Here is a 23,242-nt window from a genome sequence, read left to right as displayed (position 1 = left end):
GCCAGTTTCTAGCTCGTCGCCAGCAGGACGGCAGCGAGCCCGAGCATGCCGGCCCCGGCCGCGCGCAGCAGGCCACCGGCCCGTGCTACCAGCCCCGGCACGCGCCGCAGGAGCAGCGCCAGGGCAACGGTCAGAGCCGTCTGGACCAGCGCCAGCCCGAGCAGATAGGCGGCCAGCGGGGTGGGCTCGGCGCCGACGATGGCCTGGGCGTAGGCCTGGCCGTGAATCAGCCCGGCGACCGTGATCACTGCAATCCAGAGCGACGGCGGCGTACCCGGCCGCGCGAGCATGCCCGCCGCCACCGCCAGCACCGTCGCGGGCGCCAGCCAGGGCAGCACCGGCAGGCCCGGGAGCGTGTACTGAACCGCCACACCCACCGTCACCGTCAGCACGAACGCCGCAGGCATTGCGCGAACCGCCCCGGTGACCGCCGCCAGCAGTCCGACCGCCAGCAGGAGCAGCGCATGGTCCCAGCCGATCAGCGGATGGCCGAGACCGGACAGCAGACCTGCCAGCGCCCCGGTGGGCGTCTGGCCCGACTCCATGTGATGCGCGAACGCCGGCGACGCCAGCAGGCAGAGGGCCGGTAAAGTGGCCGCAGCGATTCTCGACATTCCCATCAGGTGCTCCCTAGAAGACCTCGTCCCGGCGCCCGTGGCGGTAGTCATCCACCCGTTGCGCGAGTTCATCGGCATCGACCAATCCCTGCTCGATCGCCAGTCGTTCGAGCGCGGCCAGCCAGTGGCCGTAGTAATCGCTGGCACTGCGATCCTGGTCCCCGCTGGCGGCGATCTCGTCGATCAGCCGCTGCTGGAAGGCCGCCCAGTCGTAACGCCCTTCCTGGTGCAGCTGCACCGCGATACCGAACACCCGCCCCTGCCAGGGATCCTCGAACACCAGCTCGCCGTTGGCGCGCGGCAGGGCTGCCTCGCCTCGCATTTGCGCGATGCTGTCGTCGATCGACGATGCCTGAGTCACACCGGCGCCTCGACCTTTCGCACACCGATCATGGCGCCGCGAGCAGCGTGGAGGGGCCCCGCGCGAAGCGTGGGGATCCTAGCGTCGCGAGTCGGCGCCGCCATGATCGCGCCATGCCACCGAAAGACCGACTTCATCTGCTGATTCGGCGTCATGCCGGCGCCTCGACCTTCTGAACACCGATCATGGCGTCGCGAGTGACAAGCCCGGCCAGTTCGTCCTCGCTCAAATGCTCGGTCCCGGCCGGCCGCTCCGGCAACACCAGATAACGGATCTCGGCACTGGAGTCCCAGACCCGGATGGCCACATCCGCGTCCAACTCGGTGCCGAATTCGGCCAGCACCGCCCGCGGCTCGCGCACCACGCGGGAACGGTAGGGCGCCGACTTGTACCAGACCGGCGGCAGGCCCAGCACCGGCCACGGATAGCAGGAGCACAGGGTGCACACCACCACGTTGTGCACCTCGGGCGTGTTCTCGACCACCACCATGTGCTCGCCCTGCAGGCCGCCGAATCCCAGCTCACGGATTGCATCCGGCCCGTCGGCCAGCAACCGCTGCTTGTAATCGGGGTCGGTCCAGGCCCGAGCCACCACCTTCGCGCCGTTGAGCGGGCCGATGTCCTGTTCGTAGGCCGACACCAAGGTGTCGACGGCGCCCGGGGTCAGCAGACCCTTGTCCCGCAGCAGGGATTCCAGCGCCCGGGCGCGGGCCTGAACGTCGCTGATCGGATGCGGATGATGGCCGTGGTCGTGATGGTGATCGCTCATCGAGGCTTGCCTTCAGGCGGGTGACAGATAGGGTTCCCACAGATCGACGTGGTTCGCGGCCGGTCGGTCGGCGCCAGCCTCGCCCCACACCCGTTCGCCATCGAAGCGCACGGTGTAGAGATGCGCGGGCGACTCGTCGCCGTCGTGAGCGTGGGTGTCCGGCAGGACGTGGGCGCCGTGGGTCATGACCACCACCCCCGGCTTGTCGCGCACGTAGGCCGGCAGGCGGATATGCCCGGCCGGCTGCAGGTTGTTGGTAACCACCCGGTCGCCCACGGCGAAGCGGGGCCCGGCCGCGACTTCCCGATGGGCCGGCAGGCCTGCCTGCAGCCCCTGCGTCAGAGCCTCGGCCAGTGGGTCCTCGCCGCCCGCGGGCGGCCGGGCATGGGCATCCGGGTCGGCCTTGATCTCGGCGATGCGCCGGTCGAGTTCGGTCTGGTCGATCACGCCCTTCTCGCACAGCACGAGTTCGGCGGCGGACAGCCAGTGATCGTAGTAGGAACTGTCCAGGTAATGGGCCGCGCCGATGCGTTCCACGGCGTGCCGGAATTCATCCAGGTTGTAGACGCCCTGGGCCATCAGGGCGATCACGGAGGCGAACACGTCCTGCTCCCAGGCCTGGTGGAAGACCGGTTCGCCGGTCTCCGGCCGGATCGGCCCGAAACCGTGCAGGCCACCCATGTCGTGGACGCCGTTCATGCCGGCACCGGGCGGGCGAACACGCCCCGCTCGAAAGCGTCGGAGGCCCGCAGGATGGTGGCCTCCTCGCCCTTGCGGCCGATCAGCATCATGCCAACGGGCAGCCCGTCGGCCACCGCACAGGGCAGACTCATCGCCGGATGGCCGGTGACGTCGAAGGGGGCGGTGTTGGGCACCATTTCCAGCGCCCGGCCGATGACCTCCTCGCGTGGTGCATCACCGGGCGGGATCAGCGTGGCCTTCATCGGCAGGGTAGGCATGACCAGCAGATCGCAGTCCACCAGTGCCGCGTCGTAGGCCGCCTCCAGCGAGCGCGCCAGATTGCGGCTCTTGGCATAGTAGCGGCCGTGGTAGCGATCCTGCAGGTACTGACCCAGCAGCGTCACCAGCTTGACGGTTTCGGACAGGTCGTCAGCCCGGGTCAGGCGGCCGCGGGCAAAGGCGTCCAGCAGGCCGACGTTGTACTCACCCTTCCAGTTGGTGCCCATGCTGTTGCCTTCCACCATCAGCTTGGTGGCCCCCTCAAAGGCGATGCCGTTGAACAGGTGGATGCCGTCCCGGTGCCAGGGCACGGAGACCTCGGTGACGCTGGCGCCAAGATCGGCGAAGCGACCGGCGGCAACGCGCACGGCCTCGTCCACGTCGTCTTCCGAGGCGCCTGCCCAGCCGAATCCCTCGCTGACGATGCCGATACGCAGGCCCTCGGCATCGCCGGTCAGCGCCTTGCGGTAGCCGGCCGGGGCAAGCTGCGCCGACTGGCGCGGATCCAGCCCGTCCGGCCCGGCGAGAACCTCAAGCAGTAATGCCACGTCGGCGGTCGTGGCAGCCATCGGTCCCAGATGGTCGAGAGTGATCTCGATCGGAAACGCGCCGGTGTACGGCACCAGTCCCCAGGTCGGCTTGAGGCCGTAGATACCGCACCAGCTGGCCGGCATGCGCACCGAGCCGCCCTGATCGCCGCCTATGGCCATGTCCACCTCGCCGGCGGCCACCAGCGCGCCACTACCTGCCGAGGAACCGCCGCTGGTGCGGGTGGGGTCATGCGGGTTGCGCACCGGGCCGGTGTCGTTGGTGTGGCTGCCGCCGGAAAAGCACAGGCTTTCACACACCGACTTGCCGAGAATGGTGGCCCCGGCGTCGAGCACCCGGGTGACCACGGTGGCGTCGGCATCCGGCACATAACCCTCGAGGGCACGGGTGCCGTTCATCATCGGCACGCCGGCCACGCAGACGTTGTCCTTGACCGCCAGCGTGCGGCCGGCCAGCGGCCCGGATTCGGCGCCGGGAATCTCGCTCTTCCAGTACCAGGCGTTGAGGGGATTGTCCTCCGGCTGCGGCCGGTAGCCCGGCGTGCGCGGATAGCGATTGATCGCGGCCGGCGCCGTGAGCTGGTCGATGCGGTCGAACGAGGCCAGGGGGCCGGCCATCAGGCCCAGAAAGCCGGCCACATCCTCGGCCGACAGATCGAGTCGATAGCGGCGGGCGATATCCTCGATCGCCGCGGCGGTGGGGGGCCGAACGGCCGGGTGGGCATCGGTCATGACGCAGCCTCTGGCAGATTTACAACAACGATGTCGACACCCCCACTCGGCAATTAATCACGTCCCGCGATGGGTGTCAAAGACGGAGCATGGTCACGCGTTGTCCGCCTCCACCGCCTCGTACATCGCCGCGGGCAGGCCGGGAATCGCGGCCCGCACCCGGTTCCAGGTGGGGATGAAGGGCACTTCCATCGGATTGGCCAGGAACTGATCGCCCGCGTTGATGATGCTTTCCACGAACACTTCCACGGTCTTTTCCTCGGCGTGCCGGTCAAGCGTCAGGCCGTTGATCTGAGCATCGAAGTAGAAGCGCTCCACGAAATCCAGCGCATTGCGCAGGTACATGGCCTTCACGGTGCGGATGGTTTCGGGGGTGAGTACCACGCCGTGGGTGGCCAGCTTGCGGTAGAGCGCCTTGGCGATGTCGCTGCTCATGCGGGCCAGCCCCTTGCTGGCGTCCTCGGCGGACAGTTCCTGGTGCTTGTGTTCGTAGGTTTCGGCGATATCCACCTGGCACACGGCGTTGGCGGTGTAGTGGCGGTGAACCTCGGCGAGAATGCCCACTTCCAGCCCCCAGTCGGCGGGAATGCGGATGGTTTCCGCCACCCCCGCGCTCATCGCGAACTCGCCGGCCAGCGGATAGCGAAAACTGTCCATGAAGCTGAGGAAATCCAGCGGCCCCGCCACGCCCATCAGCGCGCGCAGCATCGGGGTCACGAACAGCCGCGCCACCCGGCCGTGCATGCGCCCGTCCGCCACCCGGGCGTAGTAGCCCTTGGCGAACTTGAACACGAAGTTGGGGTGGACGATGGGGTAGAACAGCCGAGCAGGCAGATCGCGGGTATAGCTTTCGATGTCGCAGTCATGCAGCGCCAGCGCGCGGCCGCGATCGGAGGCCAGGAAGTAACCCAGGCACAGCCAGACGTTGGCGCCCTTGCCCGGCCGCGCCGGGGCCAGATCCTCGTCGGTGAGCTGCTGCAGGATTTCCTGCATGCGCGGACCATCGTTCCAGAGAATGCGGTGACGCTGGGGCAGGCAGGCGAAGAACTCGCGGGCATGGGCAAACTGCTGCTCGTCCGCGGCGTCCAGGCCTATGACGATTTCCGCCAGATACGGCACCTGCCGCAATGCCTCGACAATCCGGGGCAGGGCCGTGCCCTCCAGCTCGGAGTAGAGGCAGGGCAGCACCAGGGTCATCGGCCGGCGGCGGCCGAAGGTCACCAGTTCGTTTTCCAGCGACTCCAGCGAGCGATCGCCCAGCCGGTGCAGGGTGGTGATGATGCCGTTCTGATGAAAATCCGCCATGGGTCAGCACTCGCCGTTCACGTTGTCTGCCAGCCAATCTAGCACCGCGGCGTTCCAGCCGGCGGGGCCGATGCCCGGCGCATGGATCAAACCGGGCGGGTCGGGCGGTGCGGCGTAGCTGCCGTCCGGCCGGGCCACCAGCACCCCGCGGTCGGCGGCGGCAAGCATGTCGAAATCGTTGGGGCTGTCGCCCAGGGCCAGCGAGGCCGGCGTCGTCCCGGCCCCGATATGGGCCTGCAGGCGCCGGAGGGCGGCACCCTTGTCGCATCGGCCCATCACGTGCAGGAAGCGACCGCCGCGGCGGGTGGTCAGACCGTGCCCGGCCAGCACCGCCCGGAAATCGTGCAGGGCGGCATCGGTGTCCTGCCAGATCAGCGGTTCGGAACACAGCCGGTCGCAGGCGCGTTCGGCCGCGGCCGGGTCCAGCCCGGTGGCCTCGGCCACGGCGATCGGCCCCAGGTCGGCAAACCCGCTGAAACGCCAGCCGCGGGCGCGCAGCCGGACCAGCAGCCTGCAGATCTCGGCATAGGCGGGTCCGAGTGTGAGCACCGTTTCCTCGGGCGCCGGCCCGGCAAGCACGATCGCGCCCCCGTTTTCCACCGCGTAGGGTGTCACCAGGCCCAGTTCGGCACGCACAGGCCCCATTTCGGCCCGGGTCTTGCTAGTAATCGGCACTACCGGCACACCCCGATCGGCCGCGGCGGAGAGGGCGGCGGTGGCAGAGCGCCAATCGTAGCCGTCATGCGACAGCAGCGTACCGTCCAGGTCGGTGTAGATCACTGCCACTGGCGGGCCGGGGGTCATGCGGGTCGTCATCCGGGCACGGGCCTATGGCTGCGGTTATGCCCTGTTTCGGCAGGCAACACAATGATATCCGGGTTATTCTTGAGCGCGCGCCCAGCAAGGGTCGGGCATCGTCACGAACAGGGGCAGGACGGGTTTTGGGACATTACCGTCGCATGGATCACGAGCACGGGCTGCGCCGCCTGATACGGCGCGCGCGCCGCGCACTGCGCGACCGGACGAGCCGTTGGCTGGCCCGGCTGGCGGCGACACCGACGCCGTGCCATGCACCGCTACCGTGCCCGACACGCATCCTGGTCTGCCGGGTCAACAAGCGGCTGGGCAACACCGTCCTGCTGACCCCGCTGCTGCAATCCCTGGCCGCGACCTTCCCGCAGGCGCGGATCGATGTCCTGGTTCAGGGTCGCTACAACGGCGTACTGCTGGAGAATCTGCCGGGCGTGAATCGGGTCCACGAGGTACCGACCGAGCCCTGGCCGCTGCTGCGGCGCCTCGTGCCGCTGATCCGGCACCTGCGACGGCAGCGCTACGACCTGGCCATCGACCCCAACAACCATTCCTCGAGCAATCGCCTTGCCATGGCCGTCAGCGGGGCCCGGTATCGGCTGGGTTTCGCCGCGGCGGACCAGTGGCTGAAACTGACCCATGCCGCGGCGTTCCCCGATCACGAGCCGCACACCGGGCTGCAACCCCTGTATCTGCTGGCAGCGATCACGGGCACACCAGTCCACCGCATCAAGACGACCGCCGTGGGGCTGACCGACCACCAGCGAAGCCGTGCCCACAATCGGTTGCAGGCCTCGCTTGGTGCCGCTGCGGACGGACCGCTGATCGGGTTCTTCGCCGAGGCCACCGGCGGCAAGCAGTTGCCCGGCGACTGGTGGCAGGCCTGGTGCACCGCGGTGCAAGAGCAGGCGCCGGACGCCACGCTGGTGCAGATCGTTCGGCCCGGCGGGCCGGCCCTGGCCCCGACCGCAACCCCGGTGGGCACATCGGATCTGGGCGAACTGGCCGCCATCATCGAGCAGATGGACGGCTTCATCGCGGCGGATTCCGGGCCGATGCATCTGGCCAGCGCCACCGGCGTGCCGGTACTCGGGCTGTTCCAGGCCACCCCGCCCGAGCGGTTCGCGCCGCTGGGCGAACTGTGTTGCGCCATCACCACACCGGTCGAGCCCGCAGCCGCCGCTCGAATGCTGCTGGCGTTACGCAAGCAGACGGACGAATTGCTGCGACGGCAGGGTTAGCGCGTTTCCAGACCCGCCGCGAACTCGCGGAATGCGGCAGCGGTGGCCGCCGGTCGCTCGATCATGGGTACATGCCCGGTCGCGGGCATCAGGTGCAACTGGCTGTCCGGCAGGGCCTGATCCAGGATCCGTGCGCCGTCCACGGCCAGCAGGCGGTCCTTTTCGCCCCAGGTGATCAGCGTGGGAACGCCCACACCATCCAGCGCCGCGGCCAGATCCAGCGGATCGGCCCGGATCTGCTCCAGCACTGTCAGCCGGCGGTCACGGTGCTCGACCGCACGCTGGGCCAGTACCCACTGGATGGGCGCAGGCACATAGGGTGGGTCGTGGAAGACCCAGTCCATGAGGTCGAAATAATCGGCTCGCGTGGCCGGCATCAACGGGTTAGATCCGCCCGCCTCCACGTGTGCGGCCAGCTCGCTCGGCGGCGCGTCGGCCACTGCCGCGGGGGCCAGCAACCACAGCGACCGCACCGTTTCCGGATGCGCGGCTGCATAGGCCCCGGCGATCGCGCCGCCCATCGAGTTGCCGCCGATATGCACCAGCGACAGCTCCATGACCTGCACCAGCTGGTGGATGCGATCCACCTGCGCGGCATACGTATAGCCGCGGTCGGGGTCGACCGGCGCCTCCCCGAACGGCGGCAGATCCGGGGCGATAACACGATACGAATCGGTCAGTTCGCCGGCCAGCCGGGTCCAGTTGTCCTTGTCGCCACCGAAACCGTGGATCAGCAGCAATGGTGGGCCATCGCCGCCTTGCAGTACCGGCAGCGTCAGGTCCCCCAGCGACACCTCGCCGACTTCCAGTCCCGCGTTGCTGCGCTCCAGCGTCAGCGCCAGCCGGTAGGCAGTTTGCGGCGATACGACGTACAGAAACACCAGCGCCACGATCAGGGCGCCGACCAGCAGCACCAGGCCTCGTCCGAGCCACTTCATCATCCTTCCCCCTTGACCGAATGAATCGGAGCGTTCCTTCCGTTTCCCGGCAAACCATGTTGCGCCAGCCGCTACCGATTGTCACCGCCCGGGATGGCAGGGAATCCAACGGGTGGTTAGAATTGCGGCCGCACAGCTGGTGGCCAGCCGCCGCTCCCCCGTCAGGCAAAACGCATACTCGTGAATCAGGATCACTCATCGGGCAACCCGGCTCCGCCACCGCCCGTGTGGTCGGTTCCGGCTGGCGGCGACAGCGAGCCGGTGCCCCACCGACCGCTGCCGGAGGAGCGCATCGCCCCCCGTCTGGCCGGCCACCCGGTGATCGACTGGCGCATCGCGGACCCGCATATAAAGGGTGAGACCGCTGGCTGGTCCTACGCCGCCAACGAGTCCGTCTGCCTGGCCACACTGTCGATCACGACCCCCGACGCCAATGCGGCCGATCTGGCCCGTCACGTCTACCGGCAATTGCTGGACCTGCGCGAGGCACTGGGATTTCCCCATCTGCTGCGGGTTTGGCACTACCTGTCCGACATCAACGCCGGCGAGGGCGACGCGGAACGCTACAAGCGCTTCTGCCAGGGGCGGCTCGAAGTGCTGCAGGATCATCCCTCGCTGCTCGACCGCATGCCCGCGGCCACCGTGGTCGGCAGCCAGCTGCCGGGGCTGCACCTGCAATGCCTGCTCACCCGGACACCCCCGCAGCCCCTGGAGAACCCGCGGCAGGTGCGAGCCTATGAGTATCCTCGGCGCTACGGGCCCAGCCGGCCCGCCTTTGCCCGGGCCGCGCGCATGGCCTGGCCGGGTGCGGCGGACCAGCTGTTCATCTCCGGCACTGCCAGCATCCTCGGCCATGAAACGCGGCATCCGGGCGACGTGGCCGCACAACTGTCGGAATCGCTGGCGAATGTGGCCACACTGCTGGAAACCGCCGGAGAACCGTTTGCCGGTCGCGGCCTGACAACGCTGGAGCACCTGATCGTGTACCTGCGTGATCCGGGCGATATCGACACCGTGGAAACGGTTCTCGCCGACCGGCTGCCCCCCGGGCTGGCCTGGACCTGCCGCCAGGCGGAGCTGTGCCGGCGGGACCTGCTGGTCGAGGTAGAAGCACTGGCCACGGCGTAGCTCAAACCGCCGTCACCGCAGCGTCACATGCGCCAACTACGCTGGCCCAGCGTACATGAACCGGAGATGACCATGCGGATTGCCTACGGGGTGATGGGTTACGGTCGCGGCCACGCCATGCGGACCTCGGCGGTGCTGCCGGCGCTGATGCAACGGCACAACGTGAAGGTGTTCGCCGGCCGGGATGCCTACCAGGCGCTGCACGAGCGCTTTCCCTGCGAAACCCTCCCGGTGATCGGCTACCAGTACGACGACCAGGGCCGATTGTCCGCGCCGCTGACCATGGCCCGCAACGCCGGGCTGACGGCGGACCTGCTGGCGGCGGGGCCGCAGACCCGGGCGGTGTGGCGACGGCTGGCGGCCTTCGCGCCGGACCTGGTGATCTCCGACTCCGAAACCTGGACCCATCGTTTCGCGCGTCATCACGGCATTCCGCGGATCAGCTTCGATCACGTGGGCATCATGGCCTTCTGCCATTGCGATTTCGCCCCCGAGGACCGCTGGCGCGGCATGCGTGACGCCCTGGGCTACCGGCTGTTCATGGGCGACCCGGATCGGGTGCTGGTGTCGAGCTTCTACCCCGCCAGACCCCGGATGCCGGGCGTCGAGGTGGTAGGGCCGATCCTGCGCGATGCGGTGCGCAACGCCCGTCCCGAACGCGGCAACTACCTGTTGGCCTATCTCAACAAGGGCGAACATCAGTACACCACCGCCCTGGACACCGCGCTGCGCGCCTGCGGCGAGAAGGTCATCGTATACGGTGTGCCGCGCCACGGGCAGGAAGGCAACCTGCACTTCAAGCTGCCTGCGAACGAGGGCTTTGTGGCGGACCTTGCCGGCTGCAAGGGGGTGATCAGCACCGCCGGCAACCAGTTGCTCAGTGAAGCCGTGTTCCTGGGCAAGCCGGTCCTGACCATGCCCGAGGACGTGGTGGAACAGCGCCTGAACGCCCGGGCGGTAGTGAACATGGGCGTGGGAGCCCAGACCAGTCTGACCGGCCCCGCCCTCAACGACATCGGCCGATTCCTGGAACGGCTCGACACCTACGCCGCCAACACCGCCCCCCACCGCCGTGACGGGCTGCCGGAAGCCGAGGCGGCTCTGGCCCGCTTCATTCGCGCCCTGCGCGCCGGCCGCCCGCAGCCCACCCTGCTGTCGCGGGTGACGGGAGCGTATTGATAGGCAGCGCCGACGACGCGGGCCGGCGCCTTCAGGCAAGCCCGCTGAGCAGCCATCCCAGATAGCCCGCATAAGCCGCCAGCAACGCGGCCCCCTCCCAGCGGTTGATGCGCCCGGCACCGCGTCGGCCGAGGCAGAAAATGAATAGCGCGGCGGTCAGTGCCGCCATCACCAGCACATCGCGGCCGAGTACGCCCGGTTCCACCGCCATCGGATGGATGGCGCCGGCAATGCCCACCACCGCCAGGGTGTTGAACAGGTTGGACCCCACGATGTTGCCCAGGGCGATGTCGTGCTCGCCCTTGCGGGCGGCAATCAGCGACGAGGCCAGTTCCGGCAGCGAGGTGCCCACGGCCACGATCGTCAACCCGATGATCAGGTCGCTCACCCCGAAGCCCTGAGCGATGGTGACCGCACCCCACACCAGCAGCCGGGATGCGGCCACCAGCAGCAGCAATCCCAGACTCAGCCAGAACAGCGCCCGGCCCAGCGGCATGGTGTTGGCATTCAGCTCCTGCGCCATGTCGGCAGCCAGGGCGTCGTCACGGCCACGCAGTCCCTGGACGATCATCCAGGCCATCAGCAGGGCGAATACCGAGAGCAGGGCCACGGCATCGAGCCAGGACAGCGCGCCATCCGATAACTGCCAGGCCGCCAGCAGCGTCACCGCACCCAGCAGCGGCAGCTCGCGGCGGAGTACCCGGGAATGCACGGCAATCGGCGCGATCACGGCGGTCAGGCCCAGAATGAGCGCAATGTTGGTGATGTTCGAGCCATAGGCATTGCCCAGTGCAATGCCCGGATTGCCCTGGGCGCTGGCCAGGGCCGACACCACCATTTCCGGAGCCGAGGTGCCGAAACCCACGATCACCATGCCGATCAGCAACGGCGGCACCCCGAAATGGCCGGCCGCCGCCGCGGCCCCGGTGACGAACCGGTCGGCACTCCATACCAGCAATATCAATCCGGCCAGAACGGCCAGCGCAGCAATCAACATGACGTCGGGTGCTCCATTGGAAACCAGGCGGCGCGAATATACGACGGCAACCGGGGTAAGGATATGCATGCCGGCACGCATCGGCCACTTACCCCGGACCGTATCCACCTCCGACGGCTAGAATGGGCCGATCAGATTCGACCGGGACGTACCGATGATCGACGCAATGATGCAGTTCGAGCCCTGGATTCGCCTGAGCGTATTCGGCGGCGTGCTGGTGGCCATGGTGGCCTGGGAATTCGCGTCACCGCGACGCCGCGACGATATTCCGCGCCTCCTGCGCTGGCCCGGCAATCTCGGGATAGTGGCCATCGACACGATCATCGTCCGGCTGCTGTTTCCGGCGGCGGCGGTCGGGGTGGCGCTGCTGGCTCGGGATGGCGGCTGGGGCCTGTTCAACATGTTCCCCGTCCCCGGCTGGCTGGCAATTCTCGCTGCCGTGGTGATGCTGGATTTCGTGATCTACCTGCAGCACGTCCTGTTTCATGCCGTACCCGGGTTGTGGCGGCTGCACCGGATGCATCATGCGGACCTGGCCTTCGACACCACCACCGGCCTGCGCTTTCATCCGATCGAGATCATCCTGTCGATGGCGCTGAAGATGGCGATGGTGGCAGCTCTCGGCGCCCCGCCGGTAGCAGTGCTGATCTTCGAGGTGCTGCTCAACGCGACGTCGCTGTTCAACCACGGCAACGTGTCGCTGCCCCCACGCCTCGACCGCCTGCTGCGCTGGGTGGTGGTCACACCGGACATGCACCGGGTGCACCACTCCTGGCATCCGGACGAGACCAATTCCAACTTCGGCTTCAATCTGCCCTGGTGGGATCGGCTGCTGGGCACCTATCAGCCGCAACCGCGCGACGGACACGATGGCATGACCATCGGCATCAATCTGTTCCGCGATCCGAAGTGGGAGCGACTCGACCGGATGCTGATCCAGCCCTTCGTCGGGCCCGTGCACAGCTACCCGATCAATCGGCGCGAGCATCAGCGCGGGGCGGAAAACGGCGGCTAGGTAGCACCCGTCGCCCTCGTGATTTATTCGGGCTAAGCGCGGCGAAGGACCATGCGGTTGCGAAAGCTGCGCCAGAGGTTGGCGTCGCGGCGGGCGAACATGTTCTCGATCTGGGCGATGTATTCCCCGGGCAGGCCGTGCTCGCGAGCACCCGCGACCACGAATGCCTGATACCAGGTATAGGGGGCCATGGCATCGTCCAGCCAGGCGTTGCGGGCCCGGTAGGTGCCGGCCGGCAGGCTGCCGTTGTCGGTTTCCACCTGCACCTGGATGAACTCATAGCCCGGGCCCTCAGCTGCATGCAGCTTGCGCAGGCGGCGGTCGTCGATCTCGAAGATGACGCCGTGGACCATGTCCGACGGCCGGCCGGTGGCAAACGCGTTGCACTTGCCGGAGCCGTCCCCCCCATTCATGTGAAAACGCAACGCGTGGCCCTTGAGACGCGCCGGCCCCAGCGGGCGGGCACCGCGCACCCGCCGGCGCAGCCGCGCGGTGAGCATGTTGGAACCATAGGCAAAGTAGTGCATCAAGACTGGCACAGTCGCCCTGCGAGTCCCCGAGCCGGTCGGCGTGGCCCGGCCGCGGCGACGCGTGCTGGTGCGGGACTCGCGCGCCTGTTGTTCCCCCTGGAAAACGGTCAACCCTAACCATAGCACCCCCGGGCCGGCCGAGGCGCAAAAAAAGGGCCGCTTGCGCGGCCCGAGGAGGAGGGAGGAGAAGATCGAACGAGAAAAAACAACTTGGAAATTCAGGCCGCCCAGGCCAACAGCCGCTCACGCACCCGGGCAATGGCGCGGCCATGCAGCTGGCAAGCCCGGGATTCGGACACACCCAGCCGCTCGGCGATCTGGCGCAGATTGAGGTCCTGGTCGTAGTAGAGCGTCATCAGCAGGCGCTCCCGCTCGGGCAGGGTGTCACTGGCGTCAACCACCGCCCGGAACAGGCTTTCGCGCTCGAACCGCTGCTGCGGGCTGGTCGCGTCCCCGGCGGGCACCTCGGTGGTGGCATCGTCGGGACCGGCGTCGTCCAGGCTGGTCAGATAGGCGCTCGAGGCATCGCTGACCGTGCGCCGCAGATCGGCCATGCTCACGCCCATCTCGGCGGCAATTTCCCATTCGCCGGCAGCGCGGCCGCAGCGGGATTCCACCGTGCTCTGCGCATCGGCCACGGCACGGGCGGCGCGGTGTACCGACCGCGGGGTCCAGTCGCCACGACGAATCTCGTCGAGCATGGCACCACGGATGCGGATGCCCGCGAAGGTGGAGAAGCTGGCGCCCTCACCCTCGCGGTAGCGCTCGTGAGCCTCCAGCAGACCGAGCATGCCAGCCTGGATCAGGTCTTCCACCTGCACCGAGTCGGGCAGCCGGCTGACCAGCCGATAGGCGATCCGCTTGACCAGATCGACATGTTCGGCGACCAGCGGATTGGACTGTTGCGCAGGCGCGTACATGGCATTGGCTGTTTTCATGAGTCCCTCGTCGGATTGGTTCAGGTCGAGGCCTGGCATTGCATGGGCTGGTGGGAGCGGATCACCCGCTCAATGAAGAAAGCGGCGCCGCCGCGGTGTCGCGGGGGCGGCGCCCAGGATTCGATGCGCCGGGCCAGGCGCTTGTAGGCCCGGCCGGCCGGGCTGTGGGCGAACGCGTTGACCACCGGCAGGCCCAGAGCCCGGGCGCGTTCGATCTGCGGGTCGTCGGGAATCGCCCCCACGTAATGCAGCGCTACCTCGACCTCGGCTTCGGTCAGGCGTGCCAGGCGCTCGGCCACTTCGGCACCGCAGCTGTCGTCCGAGCGGTTGACCAGCACACGAAAGCGGGTATGGCCGGCGCGGCCACCCAGCGCGCGGATCAGGTCGCGGTTCTGGTGGAGCGCGGGCGATTCGCCGCCAACCACCACCAGCACTTCGCCGGCGGCCTGGATGAACTGGCGGGTGGCGGACCCGGCGCCGGCAGCGGTATCCACCACCAGCACATCCGGGGTTTCGTCGAGATCGCTGAAGGCGGCAATCAGGCCGCGGCTCTGCGCGGCGCTCAACGCGGTCAGGCGGCTCTGGTTCGCGCCCGCAGGCACAACCCGCAGACCGGAGGGGCCGTCGAGCAGGATGCTGGCCAGATCGCAGCGACCGGCGATCACGTCGGCCAGCCCGTAACGCGGATGCAGGTCAAGCGCGGCAGCCACGTCGGCCAGCGCCGGATCACCGTCCAGCAGCATGGTGCGGTGGCCGCGATTGGCCAGGGCCGCCGCCAGGTTCACCGCCACGCTGGTCCGGCCCGATCCATTGCCGGCGCCGGCCACCGCGATCACCTGGACCGGTTCCGGATTGGCGGTCGTCTGCGCGCTATTCATGACGCAGCTCGGCCTCGTCCGGCGCGAACGCCGGCAGGGGGATGCCCCGGGCCTTGAGTTCGGCCAGCTTCAGGCGCAGCACACGCGGCGCGATGCCCAGACGCGCGGCAGCGTCGCGGCGCAGGCCACGGGCGGCACGCAGGCTGTTGAGAATGCGCCGCTGCTCCTGACGCAGATGGTCGCCGGCCGAGCCGGACAAGCCCAGATGACGGGGTTCGATCGCGCGGCCGTCGCAGAGCACCAGCGCACGCTGCAGGCAACGCTCAAGCGCCGCATCACTGGTCCAGGCATGGGCCTCGAGCTGGCGCCGCGCGGCCTCGGTCAACTGCGGGGGACGGCCGTCGGCATGGCGACGAAGCAGGCTCACGGCACGCGGCATCACACCCGGCATCGGGCTGGGTGTGATCGTCAATGAAGTCTGGCTTTGCGTCATATCCGTCTGCTCCTTCGACGCCGGCCGCGCTTTCGGCCGACACAATAGGGGGAGCAATCGGTATGCCGATTTTTTTATCTCATGAAATCAATGGCCTGGGATTTTCGACGATGGAGTTCGTCAATTTCCCGACGGCCTCTGCGGCCGCCGTCCGACGGTTTGATGGCGGTTTGGCCTGCGGGCGACGGAATTCGGGCGGTCGATCGGATCGGGTCCGGGCAGCCGGCGTCAGCGTCCTTGCGCATGGCGGGCCAGGAATAAGCGCGCGGGAATGACGGCCTGGCAAACGAGCGACGAGTGCCGCCGTGAGTTGCGCTAGTCGCTGCTGATGTCGTACTTGCGCATCTTCTCGACCAGGGTGGTCCGGCGCAGGCCCAGCATCTTCGCGGCCCGGGCCACCACCCCGTCATTGAGCGACAGGGCCTGGGTGATCAGGCGCACCTCCAGACGGGTGGTCAGGGCACGCAGATCCACCCCGGCCGAAGTCAGACGCACGCCATTGATCACGTCACCCGGTGCCCGTTCCATGTTGCGGATGTCATCGTGCGGGACGAGCACCACGTTGTCCTCGCCGAGGATGCGCCCCGGCAGGCGGTCGATGTCCACCCGCTCACCAGGGTAGAGAATGCGCAGGCGTTCGACGATATTGCCCAGCTCACGGACATTGCCCGGCCAGCGGTAGGACGCCAGTGCGGCCAGGGCCTGGTCGGTGAAGTCCAGGCTGATGCCGTCCTCCGCCTCCAGCCGCGCGAGGATGCTGCCGACGATCGGTTCCACGTCCTCCGGGCGATCCCGTAGCGGGGGGACCTCGATGGGGAAAACGTTAAGCCGGTAGTACAAATCCTCGCGGAAGTTGCCGCGCTCGATCTCGGCCTCCAGATCCCGGTGGGTCGCCGCCAGGATGCGAACGTCGGCGGTCAGCGTCTTGTTGCTGCCCACCCGCTCGAAGGTCTGCTCCTGCAGCACCCGCAGCACCTTCACCTGCATGTCCAGACTCATGTCCCCGATCTCGTCCAGAAACAGAGTGCCACCCTCGGCCATCTCGAACCGGCCGGGACGGGCGGTGATGGCACCGGTAAAGGCGCCCTTCTCGTGCCCGAACAGCTCCGACTCCAGCAGATCGCGGGGAATGGCGCCGCAGTTGAGCGGCACGAAGGCCCCGGCAGAACGGTTGGAAGTCCGATGCACTTCCCGGGCAACCAGTTCCTTGCCGGTCCCGGATTCACCCAGGATCAGCACGCTGGCATCGGTGGCCGCCACCCGCTCGATCAGCTGCCGGACCCGACGCATGGGATAGCTCTGGCCGACCAGGGTGTGCTGCGGCCGGGGACGCCGCACCGCGCGGCCATTGCCCCGCGGCGCGGGCAGCCGGTCCAGCTCGAAGCGCAGCTGGTTGAGCGCGATCGGCGCATGCATGCAGCTGGCGAACCCGGCGGCCTTGCCGTGCCGGTAACGGTCGTCGCCGTCGCCGCGAGGGTAATCCAGCACCAGCAGGGTGGGCAGCCGCGCGGCCAGACCGTCGATCGCCGGTTGATACTCACCCAGCCCCACACGGCCGTCGGATACCAGGGCCGCGGCAGAGAACGGCAGCGACTCGGTCTCGAGTTCGTCGGCCAGATCATCGAAGGTCACGAATGCCGGACGGCGCTTGAGGAAGCCGAGCATGTCCATGATCGAGCGGGCCGCGTCGAGTTCCGCGCCCACTACCAGCATGCGCTCTTCCTGTTCGTGTGCGGGATTCCCGACCATGCGTCCCCCCACCGCGACTTGTCCGGGGCGATCCTGGTGCCCGGGATTGTCTGTCGCAGTTGCCACCGATTATACAGACCGGCCGGGGCCCCGCCGCCGCGGCACTGGTCCTGTTGCGGCGGGCCGGGCAGAATCGGTTTTCACATCCACCCGGCAGGCCCGACACCTTCATGCGCATCGTGATCGCCCCGGACAGCTTTAAGGGCTGCCTGCCGGCCTCGGCAGTGGCGACATGTCTGGCGGCGGGGTTGAATCGGGTGGGCGAATTCGACACCTGCTGCCTGGGGCTGGCCGACGGCGGTGAGGGCAGTCTGGATTGCGTGGCCGCGGCCCGGTCGGATGCCCGGTTGCATCATGCCGAGGTCACGGGGGTGCACGGTCGACCGGTCCATGCCCGGTGGCTGGATCTGGGTCCGGACGGGGCATTCGTGGAATCCGCGGAAGTGCTGGGCCTGGGGCTGATCGATGCTGCCGGCCATCCACCGCTGGACGAGCGCGGCAGCGCCGGCCTCGGCGAATTGCTGCAGCCGGTACTGGCGGCGGGACATCGACGGATCACGGTGTCGCTGGGCGGCAGTGCCTGCAACGACGGGGGCCTGGGATTACTGCTGGCCCTGGGCGGGCGGGCCGAGGACGGGGCAGGCGATCCGGTAACTCCGGATCTTGCCGGCCTGTGTCGGTGCCCGTACGTGACGGCCCCCGCCCTGCCACCCGATCTGTCGCTGACCGTGCTCTGCGACGTGAACAATCCGCTGGGCGGACCGCACGGCGCCACCCGAGTGTACGGCCCGCAGAAGGGTTTGACGCCGGCCATGCTGCGCGAGGTCGAACAGGGTCTGGCGCATCTGACCGAACAGCTCGACGCGGTTGCCATCGGCGGACAACCCGGTGCCGGGGCGGCCGGCGGCCTCGGGTTTGCGCTGGCCTGTCTGGGTGGAAGGTTGGTTGCGGGGGCACCTGCCATGCTCGAACTGGCCGGGCTGGAACAGGTTCTGACCGGGGCGGCGGCGGTGATCACGGGGGAGGGCCGGGCCGACGGGCAGACCCTGCACGGCAAGCTGCCTGCCGCGGTGGCCGACCTGGCCGCAGGTCAGGGCCTGCCGGCGCTGCTGGTGGCAGGCGACATCGAGGCCGGGGCCCGGGCAGCGCTGGCCGAACGTTTCGAGGCCCTGTGGTCGCTGGCGGATCTCGCCGGAGATGCGGAAACCGCACAGCGCGAGGCGGAATACTGGCTGCGGGAGGCCGGGGCCGAAGCAGCACGCTGGTTACTCAGTACGCGCGGATGGCGACGGCCGTCATAACTCCATGTTCAGTTCCTTGATCTTGCGGGTCAGGGTGTTGCGACCCCACCCCAGCAATCGGGCCGCTTCCTGCCGGTGACCGCCGGTTCGCGCCAGGGCGGTACGGATCATCACCCGCTCGAAACTGGGTAGCGCTTCATCGAGAATGTGGTCACCGCCCTCGGCCAGGCGACGCTGGGCCCAGCGGGCCAGCTGTTCGTCCCAGGGGCCGCTGCCGGTCTCGGCGGTGGTGGTCCCGTTGCCAGCCGGCACTGAACTGGCGGCTTCGGCGCCACGCAGTTCGTCGGGCAGATCGTCCAGCATCACCTCCCGGCCAGGGGCCATGACGGTAAGCCAGCGGCAAAGGTTTTCCAGTTGCCGCACATTGCCCGGCCAGTCCAGGGCGACGAGGAATTCAGCCGCGTCCGAGTGCAGGTGCTTGATCTCGGCATCCAGTTCGCGGGCAGCCCTATCCAGAAAGAAATCCAGCAGCAGGACAATGTCCTCGCGGCGTTCGCGCAGGGGCGGCACCCGCAGCCGGATGACGTTGAGGCGGTGGTAGAGGTCTTCGCGGAACGCGCCGCGGGCGACCTCCTTCTCCAGATCCTGGTGGGTGGCGGCGATGATACGCACGTCCACGGATATGGCACTGTGCCCCCCCACGCGGTAGAACTGACCGTCCTGCAGCACTCGCAGCAGGCGCGTTTGCAGTTCCGGCGGCATGTCGCCGATCTCGTCCAGGAACAGGGTACCGCCGTTGGCCTGCTCGAAGCGCCCGCGCCGCTGCCCTGCCGCGCCGGTGAATGCGCCCTTCTCGTGACCGAAGAACTCCGATTCCATCAGGTCCTTGGGAATGGCGGCGGTGTTCACGGCGATGAACGGCTGGGCGGCGCGCGGACTGTGTTCGTGCAGCGCCTGGGCCACCAGTTCCTTGCCGGTCCCGGACTCACCGGTGACCATGACGGTGATGTTGGAGCCGGACAAGCGGCCGATGGCGCGAAACACCTCCTGCATGGCCGGTGCCTCGCCAATGATAGCGTGGCCGCCGCTCACTGCGGGTCGCAGCTGGGCGCCACTGTCGTCCGCGGCCGCAGCCGCCCGGCGTACCAGGTCCACCGCTTCGTCCAGGTCGAACGGCTTGGGGAGATACTCGAAGGCACCGCCGCGATAGGCGGAGACCGCGCTGTCCAAGTCGGAATGCGCGGTGATGATGATGATGGGTAGCGAAGGGTGAGATGCGCACACGCGCTCCAGCAACTCCAGGCCGTCGATGCCCGGCATGCGGACGTCGGTAATCAGGACATCCGGTTGCTCGCCGGTCAGGGCCTCCAGCAACTCGATGCCGCCGGCGAAACTGCGGGTGGCGATGCCGGCACCGGTCAGGGCGCGTTCCAGCACCCAGCGGATGGAATCGTCATCATCCACCACCCAAGCGCTGAGGGGCCGTTCATTCATCGGCCGTCTCCAGGGGCAGGAAAACCGAAAACGTGGTGTCACCGGGGCGGGATTCGCATTCGATGATGCCGCCGTGCAGATGTACCAGGTACTGGGCGATGGGCAGACCCATGCCCGTGCCCTCGGCGCGCGAGGTCACCATCGGAAGGAAGATGCGGGGCAGCAGATCCTCGGTGATGCCGGGGCCATCGTCCACCACGTCGATGCGGATCACCAGCCGGTGCTGATGGCCGCCGATGGTGAACAACCGCTGGGCCCGGGTCCGCAGCAGGATGCTGCCCGCCTCGCCCACCGCCTGGGCGGCATTGCCGACCAGGTTGAACAGGACCTGGATCAGTTGTTCACGGTCGGCCCGCAGCCGCGGCAGACTGGGATCGTAATCGCGCGTGAGGGTCACGCCCGGCGGCAGATCGGCCGCCAGCAGACGGCGGACATGCTCGAGGGCCTCGTGGATGTTCAGGTCCACAAGCTCCGGAGGCTGGCGCGGCCCGAGCATCCCGTCCACCAGGTTCTGCAGGCGGTCGGCCTCGCGGATGATCACGCTGGTGTAGTCGCTCAGATCGCGGTCGGCGATCTCGCGTTCCAGCAACTGGGCGGCGCCCCGCAGGCCGCCCAGCGGATTCTTGATCTCGTGCGCCAGACCACGAAGCATTTCCCGGTTGGCCAGGTTCTGGTTGCGCATCTGGTCGTCGCGGGAAATGCGCAGATGGCGGTCCAGCGCCAGGAACTCCAGTGCCAGCGCCGGCTGATCCCCGTGGGAAAAGGGGGTGACGGTGCAATCCACTGTGACCCCGTCGCTGCCGCCGCTGTGCGGCAGCCGCAATTCCCGCTCAGTGTAGGCCGCCCCCTCGCTCAGCGCCTGTTCCAGACGCTCGCGCTGACAGGCCAGGGCGACGATGGCACGGTCGACGCGCAGCCCGCGGCTGTGGCGGGCGCTGACACCGAACAGGACTTCCGCCGCCGGGTTGATCGCCCACACGCGCAGATTCTCGTCCAGGCAGATCACCGCCGTGGCGAGATTGTCGAACAGGATGTCGGCAGACGGGGCTTGGTACGACACGGGGACGCTCATGGTTCATCCGCAAGCAAAAGCGGGGCCAGCCCGGAAACGGCGTGATGCCGATCAGCGGCTGGCCGAGTCGCACCATATTAGTGCATATCTGCCGAGTCTGCCGATGCGTTGAGGGCCTGGGTCAGGGTCCGCCGCCCAGGCGGGGTGCCGCAGGCGCGCCGGCGGCGCCCGTGCTGCCCGGGGCAGTCGGTGCGCCGGCGTCGACGTCCTGTCGATTGGCCGGGGACAGGGCCGACGGGGGCTTCATGTGGAAGGTCACCGCCTGGCTGCGGGCAACCGGCTCTTCACCCCGCAGAATCACGGCGCTGATGGCGTGGGTGCCGCGGGGCACGCCCTGCAGCTGCAGGCTGGTACGGCGTCCGTCCGCGCCAGCGACCGGTTCTCCGTCCAGCACGTATTGCAGGGTTTCGCCTTCGGCCAGTTCGCGCTCCAGCTCCACCTGCACCGGCACCAGACCGCGGGCGTCGCGGAAGGTCTCGTCGGTGCCGGGTCGGACCAAACTGAGGCCGCCGGAATCCTCGCCGATGGCCGCGCCGCTGTCGTTGCCTGCGGGCACCGCGGGCGCCTGCATCGACTGCAACCTGGGAAGATCCGGCTTGCTGGCGCCCTTGACCGGCTGATCGCTGTAATGGGTCACGCCCCGGTCGTCCACCCAGCGGTAGACCTCGGCGCCAGCGGGCGGCGCCGCAATCAGGGTAATGACAAGAACGATGAGTGCCCGCTTCATGATCCGGAAATGTAGCAGCTTCCGGGTATTCGACCACAGGCAGGGGGCCGTGTTGCCGCCCACGAAAAAGGGCGCCCGAAGGCGCCCTGATCCGGCGATTGGGGAACCGCTTTCGACTAGAGCGAGTAATACATGTCGAATTCGACCGGGTGGGTGGTCATATGCAGACGCAGCACCTCCTCGGTCTTGAGCTCGATGTAACCGTCGATCAGATCGTCGGTGAACACGTCGCCCGCCTTCAGGAAGTCGCGGTCAGCGTCGAGCGCCTCCAGGGCTTCCTTGAGCGACTGGGCCACGGTCGGAATCGTCTTTTCCTCTTCCGGCGGCAGGTCGTAGAGATCCTTGTCCATGGCTTCGCCCGGGTGGATCTTGTTCTGGATGCCGTCCAGGCCAGCCATCATCATGGCCGAGAAGGCCAGATAGGGGTTGGCGGTGGAATCCGGGAAACGCACCTCGATGCGGCGCGCCTTGGGCGAGGCCACCCAGGGAATGCGAATCGACGCCGAGCGGTTGCGGGCGGAGTAGGCCAGCAGGACCGGCGCCTCGAAGCCCTTGACCAGACGCTTGTAGCTGTTGGTCGAGGCATTGGCGAAGGCGTTGATGGCCTTGGCATGCTTGATGATGCCGCCGATGTAGTACAGGGCGATATCGGACAGGCCGCCGTATTCGTCGCCCGAGAAGATGTTCTTGCCATCCTTGGACAATGACTGATGCACATGCATGCCGGACCCGTTATCGCCGACCAGCGGCTTGGGCATGAAGGTGGCGGTCTTGCCGAAGGCGGCAGCCACGTTCTGCACGCAGTACTTGTAGACCAGCATCTCGTCGGCCTTCTTCACCAGCGTGTTGAAGCGGGCGCCGATCTCGCCCTGACCGGCGGTGCCCACCTCGTGATGATGCACCTCAGTGACCAGACCCATCTCCTCCATCGCCAGACACATGGCCGAACGGATGTCCTGCCCGCTGTCAACCGGCGGCACCGGGAAGTAGCCCCCCTTCACCCCGGGCCGATGGCCCATGTTGCCGCCTTCATAGAGGCGCTCGGAGTTCCAGAATGCTTCCTCGGAATCGATGCTGTAACCGGCACCACGCATCTCGGTGTGCCAGTTGACGGAATCGAAGATGAAGAACTCGTTCTCGGGGCCGAAAAAGGCGGTGTCGGCGATCCCGGTGGAGGCGAGGTAGGCCTCGGCGCGGCGCGCCACCGTGCGCGGATCGCGCTCGTAGCCCTGCATGGTGTTGGGCTCGAGCACATCGCAGCGCACGATGATGGTCGGCTCCTCGAAGAAGGGGTCGAGGATGGCCGTGGTGGTGTCGGGCATCAGCACCATGTCGGATTCGTTGATCCCCTTCCAGCCGTCGATGGAGGACCCGTCGAACATCTTGCCCTCTTCCAGCGCTTCTTCATCCACAGCGTGGGCGGGCAGGGTGACGTGCTGCTCCTTCCCGCGGGTGTCGCAGAAACGAAGATCCACGAACTTCGCGTTCTTTTCCTTGATCAAATTCAGTACGTCGCTAGCCGACATGATGCCTCCTCTCAAAGGGTTCATTTACGTAACGCCCGGCCGCCGACCTGGCGA

23 protein-coding genes are annotated in these 23,242 nt (G+C 67.9%); 5 read left to right on the top strand and 18 right to left on the bottom strand.

Translation table 11 applies throughout. From position 1 onward, the window contains the following. Window positions 1–8: 8 nt before the first annotated feature. From RM532_RS01420 to RM532_RS01390, 7 genes are all read right to left on the bottom strand, one after another. A complete protein-coding gene (locus tag RM532_RS01420) occupies window positions 9–614 on the bottom strand; it encodes a HupE/UreJ family protein (protein ID WP_311651319.1) in 606 nt (201 codons plus the stop codon). A gap of 16 nt (window positions 615–630) precedes the next feature. Continuing rightward, entirely contained in the window at window positions 631–978 is a 348-nt protein-coding gene (locus RM532_RS01415) for a nitrile hydratase accessory protein (RefSeq protein ID WP_311651318.1), read from the bottom strand. A gap of 151 nt (window positions 979–1,129) precedes the next feature. Continuing rightward, window positions 1,130–1,747: a nitrile hydratase subunit alpha gene (gene nthA / locus RM532_RS01410; RefSeq protein ID WP_311651316.1), complete on the bottom strand. Its 618-nt coding sequence runs from the start codon at window positions 1,745–1,747 to the stop codon at window positions 1,130–1,132. Window positions 1,748–1,759: 12 nt separating this feature from the next. Next, window positions 1,760–2,446: a nitrile hydratase subunit beta gene (gene nthB / locus RM532_RS01405; RefSeq protein ID WP_311651315.1), complete on the bottom strand. Its 687-nt coding sequence runs from the start codon at window positions 2,444–2,446 to the stop codon at window positions 1,760–1,762. Further along, window positions 2,443–3,987 (bottom strand): amidase, encoded by a 1,545-nt coding sequence (locus tag RM532_RS01400; protein ID WP_311651314.1) that lies wholly within the window; start codon window positions 3,985–3,987, stop codon window positions 2,443–2,445. Before RM532_RS01400 ends, nthB begins: the two co-directional genes overlap by 4 nt. Window positions 3,988–4,080: 93 nt before the next feature. Then, window positions 4,081–5,292: a glycosyltransferase family protein gene (locus RM532_RS01395; protein WP_311651313.1), complete on the bottom strand. Its 1,212-nt coding sequence runs from the start codon at window positions 5,290–5,292 to the stop codon at window positions 4,081–4,083. Between the two features lie 3 nt (window positions 5,293–5,295). Beyond that, a complete protein-coding gene (locus RM532_RS01390; RefSeq protein WP_311651312.1) occupies window positions 5,296–6,108 on the bottom strand; it encodes an HAD-IIB family hydrolase in 813 nt (270 codons plus the stop codon). Between the two features lie 143 nt (window positions 6,109–6,251). On the opposite strand from RM532_RS01390, the gene RM532_RS01385 reads away from it, so the two are divergent. Next, window positions 6,252–7,343, top strand: a complete 1,092-nt coding sequence (locus tag RM532_RS01385; RefSeq protein WP_311651311.1) for a glycosyltransferase family 9 protein — start codon at window positions 6,252–6,254, stop codon at window positions 7,341–7,343. Here RM532_RS01385 and RM532_RS01380 read toward each other — a convergent pair. Further along, a complete protein-coding gene (locus RM532_RS01380) occupies window positions 7,340–8,284 on the bottom strand; it encodes an alpha/beta fold hydrolase (protein ID WP_311651310.1) in 945 nt (314 codons plus the stop codon). The two genes, RM532_RS01385 and RM532_RS01380, sit on opposite strands and share 4 nt — an antisense overlap. A gap of 222 nt (window positions 8,285–8,506) precedes the next feature. Between RM532_RS01380 and RM532_RS01375 the strand changes: the two genes are divergently transcribed. Both RM532_RS01375 and RM532_RS01370 read left to right on the top strand, forming a co-directional pair. Further along, window positions 8,507–9,409 (top strand): chorismate transformation FkbO/Hyg5 family protein, encoded by a 903-nt coding sequence (locus RM532_RS01375; protein WP_311651308.1) that lies wholly within the window; start codon window positions 8,507–8,509, stop codon window positions 9,407–9,409. Between the two features lie 72 nt (window positions 9,410–9,481). Then, window positions 9,482–10,588: a glycosyltransferase family protein gene (locus tag RM532_RS01370; protein ID WP_311651307.1), complete on the top strand. Its 1,107-nt coding sequence runs from the start codon at window positions 9,482–9,484 to the stop codon at window positions 10,586–10,588. Window positions 10,589–10,619: 31 nt separating this feature from the next. On the opposite strand, the gene RM532_RS01365 is transcribed toward RM532_RS01370, so the two are convergent. Further along, a complete protein-coding gene (locus RM532_RS01365) occupies window positions 10,620–11,585 on the bottom strand; it encodes a calcium/sodium antiporter (RefSeq protein WP_311651306.1) in 966 nt (321 codons plus the stop codon). Between the two features lie 154 nt (window positions 11,586–11,739). Between RM532_RS01365 and RM532_RS01360 the strand changes: the two genes are divergently transcribed. Continuing rightward, a complete protein-coding gene (locus RM532_RS01360; RefSeq protein ID WP_311651305.1) occupies window positions 11,740–12,600 on the top strand; it encodes a sterol desaturase family protein in 861 nt (286 codons plus the stop codon). Between the two features lie 32 nt (window positions 12,601–12,632). On the opposite strand, the gene RM532_RS01355 is transcribed toward RM532_RS01360, so the two are convergent. The 5 genes from RM532_RS01355 to RM532_RS01335 form a co-directional block, all read right to left on the bottom strand. Continuing rightward, on the bottom strand, window positions 12,633–13,127 hold the full coding sequence (locus RM532_RS01355; RefSeq protein WP_311651304.1) for a gamma-glutamylcyclotransferase family protein: 495 nt from the start codon (window positions 13,125–13,127) through the stop codon (window positions 12,633–12,635). 221 nt (window positions 13,128–13,348) lie between these two features. After that, a complete protein-coding gene (locus RM532_RS01350; RefSeq protein WP_311651303.1) occupies window positions 13,349–14,068 on the bottom strand; it encodes an RNA polymerase sigma factor FliA in 720 nt (239 codons plus the stop codon). A 20-nt stretch (window positions 14,069–14,088) separates the two neighbouring features. Then, complete coding sequence (locus RM532_RS01345) at window positions 14,089–14,946, bottom strand: MinD/ParA family ATP-binding protein (protein ID WP_311651302.1); 858 nt, start codon at window positions 14,944–14,946, stop codon at window positions 14,089–14,091. Continuing rightward, the gene (locus tag RM532_RS01340) at window positions 14,939–15,379 is read right to left on the bottom strand and encodes a helix-turn-helix domain-containing protein (RefSeq protein WP_311651301.1); all 441 of its coding nucleotides are present in this window, start codon (window positions 15,377–15,379) and stop codon (window positions 14,939–14,941) included. Before RM532_RS01340 ends, RM532_RS01345 begins: the two co-directional genes overlap by 8 nt. Window positions 15,380–15,694: 315 nt before the next feature. Further along, window positions 15,695–17,128: a sigma-54 interaction domain-containing protein gene (locus tag RM532_RS01335; protein WP_311651300.1), complete on the bottom strand. Its 1,434-nt coding sequence runs from the start codon at window positions 17,126–17,128 to the stop codon at window positions 15,695–15,697. A gap of 170 nt (window positions 17,129–17,298) precedes the next feature. On the opposite strand from RM532_RS01335, the gene RM532_RS01330 reads away from it, so the two are divergent. After that, window positions 17,299–18,429, top strand: coding sequence for a glycerate kinase (locus tag RM532_RS01330; RefSeq protein ID WP_311651299.1), 1,131 nt, complete (start codon window positions 17,299–17,301; stop codon window positions 18,427–18,429). On the opposite strand, the gene glnG is transcribed toward RM532_RS01330, so the two are convergent. The 4 genes from glnG to glnA all read right to left on the bottom strand — a co-directional run bounded on the left by glnG (window position 18,424) and on the right by glnA (window position 23,188). Beyond that, complete coding sequence (gene glnG, locus RM532_RS01325; RefSeq protein ID WP_311651298.1) at window positions 18,424–19,863, bottom strand: nitrogen regulation protein NR(I); 1,440 nt, start codon at window positions 19,861–19,863, stop codon at window positions 18,424–18,426. The two genes, RM532_RS01330 and glnG, sit on opposite strands and share 6 nt — an antisense overlap. Further along, on the bottom strand, window positions 19,856–20,935 hold the full coding sequence (gene glnL, locus RM532_RS01320; RefSeq protein ID WP_311651297.1) for a nitrogen regulation protein NR(II): 1,080 nt from the start codon (window positions 20,933–20,935) through the stop codon (window positions 19,856–19,858). Before glnL ends, glnG begins: the two co-directional genes overlap by 8 nt. 121 nt (window positions 20,936–21,056) lie before the next feature. Next, a complete protein-coding gene (locus tag RM532_RS01315) occupies window positions 21,057–21,662 on the bottom strand; it encodes a DUF4124 domain-containing protein (protein WP_311651296.1) in 606 nt (201 codons plus the stop codon). A 116-nt stretch (window positions 21,663–21,778) separates the two neighbouring features. Continuing rightward, window positions 21,779–23,188 carry a glutamate--ammonia ligase gene (gene glnA / locus RM532_RS01310; RefSeq protein WP_311651295.1) on the bottom strand — a complete coding sequence of 470 codons (1,410 nt, stop codon included), beginning with the start codon at window positions 23,186–23,188 and terminating at the stop codon, window positions 21,779–21,781. Window positions 23,189–23,242: the final 54 nt, after the last annotated feature.

It is taken from the genome of Spectribacter hydrogenoxidans, from assembly GCF_031846275.1.
GTDB lineage: Bacteria > Pseudomonadota > Gammaproteobacteria > Nevskiales > Salinisphaeraceae > Spectribacter > Spectribacter hydrogenoxidans.
This window is presented reverse-complemented; position numbering and strand designations above follow the sequence as displayed.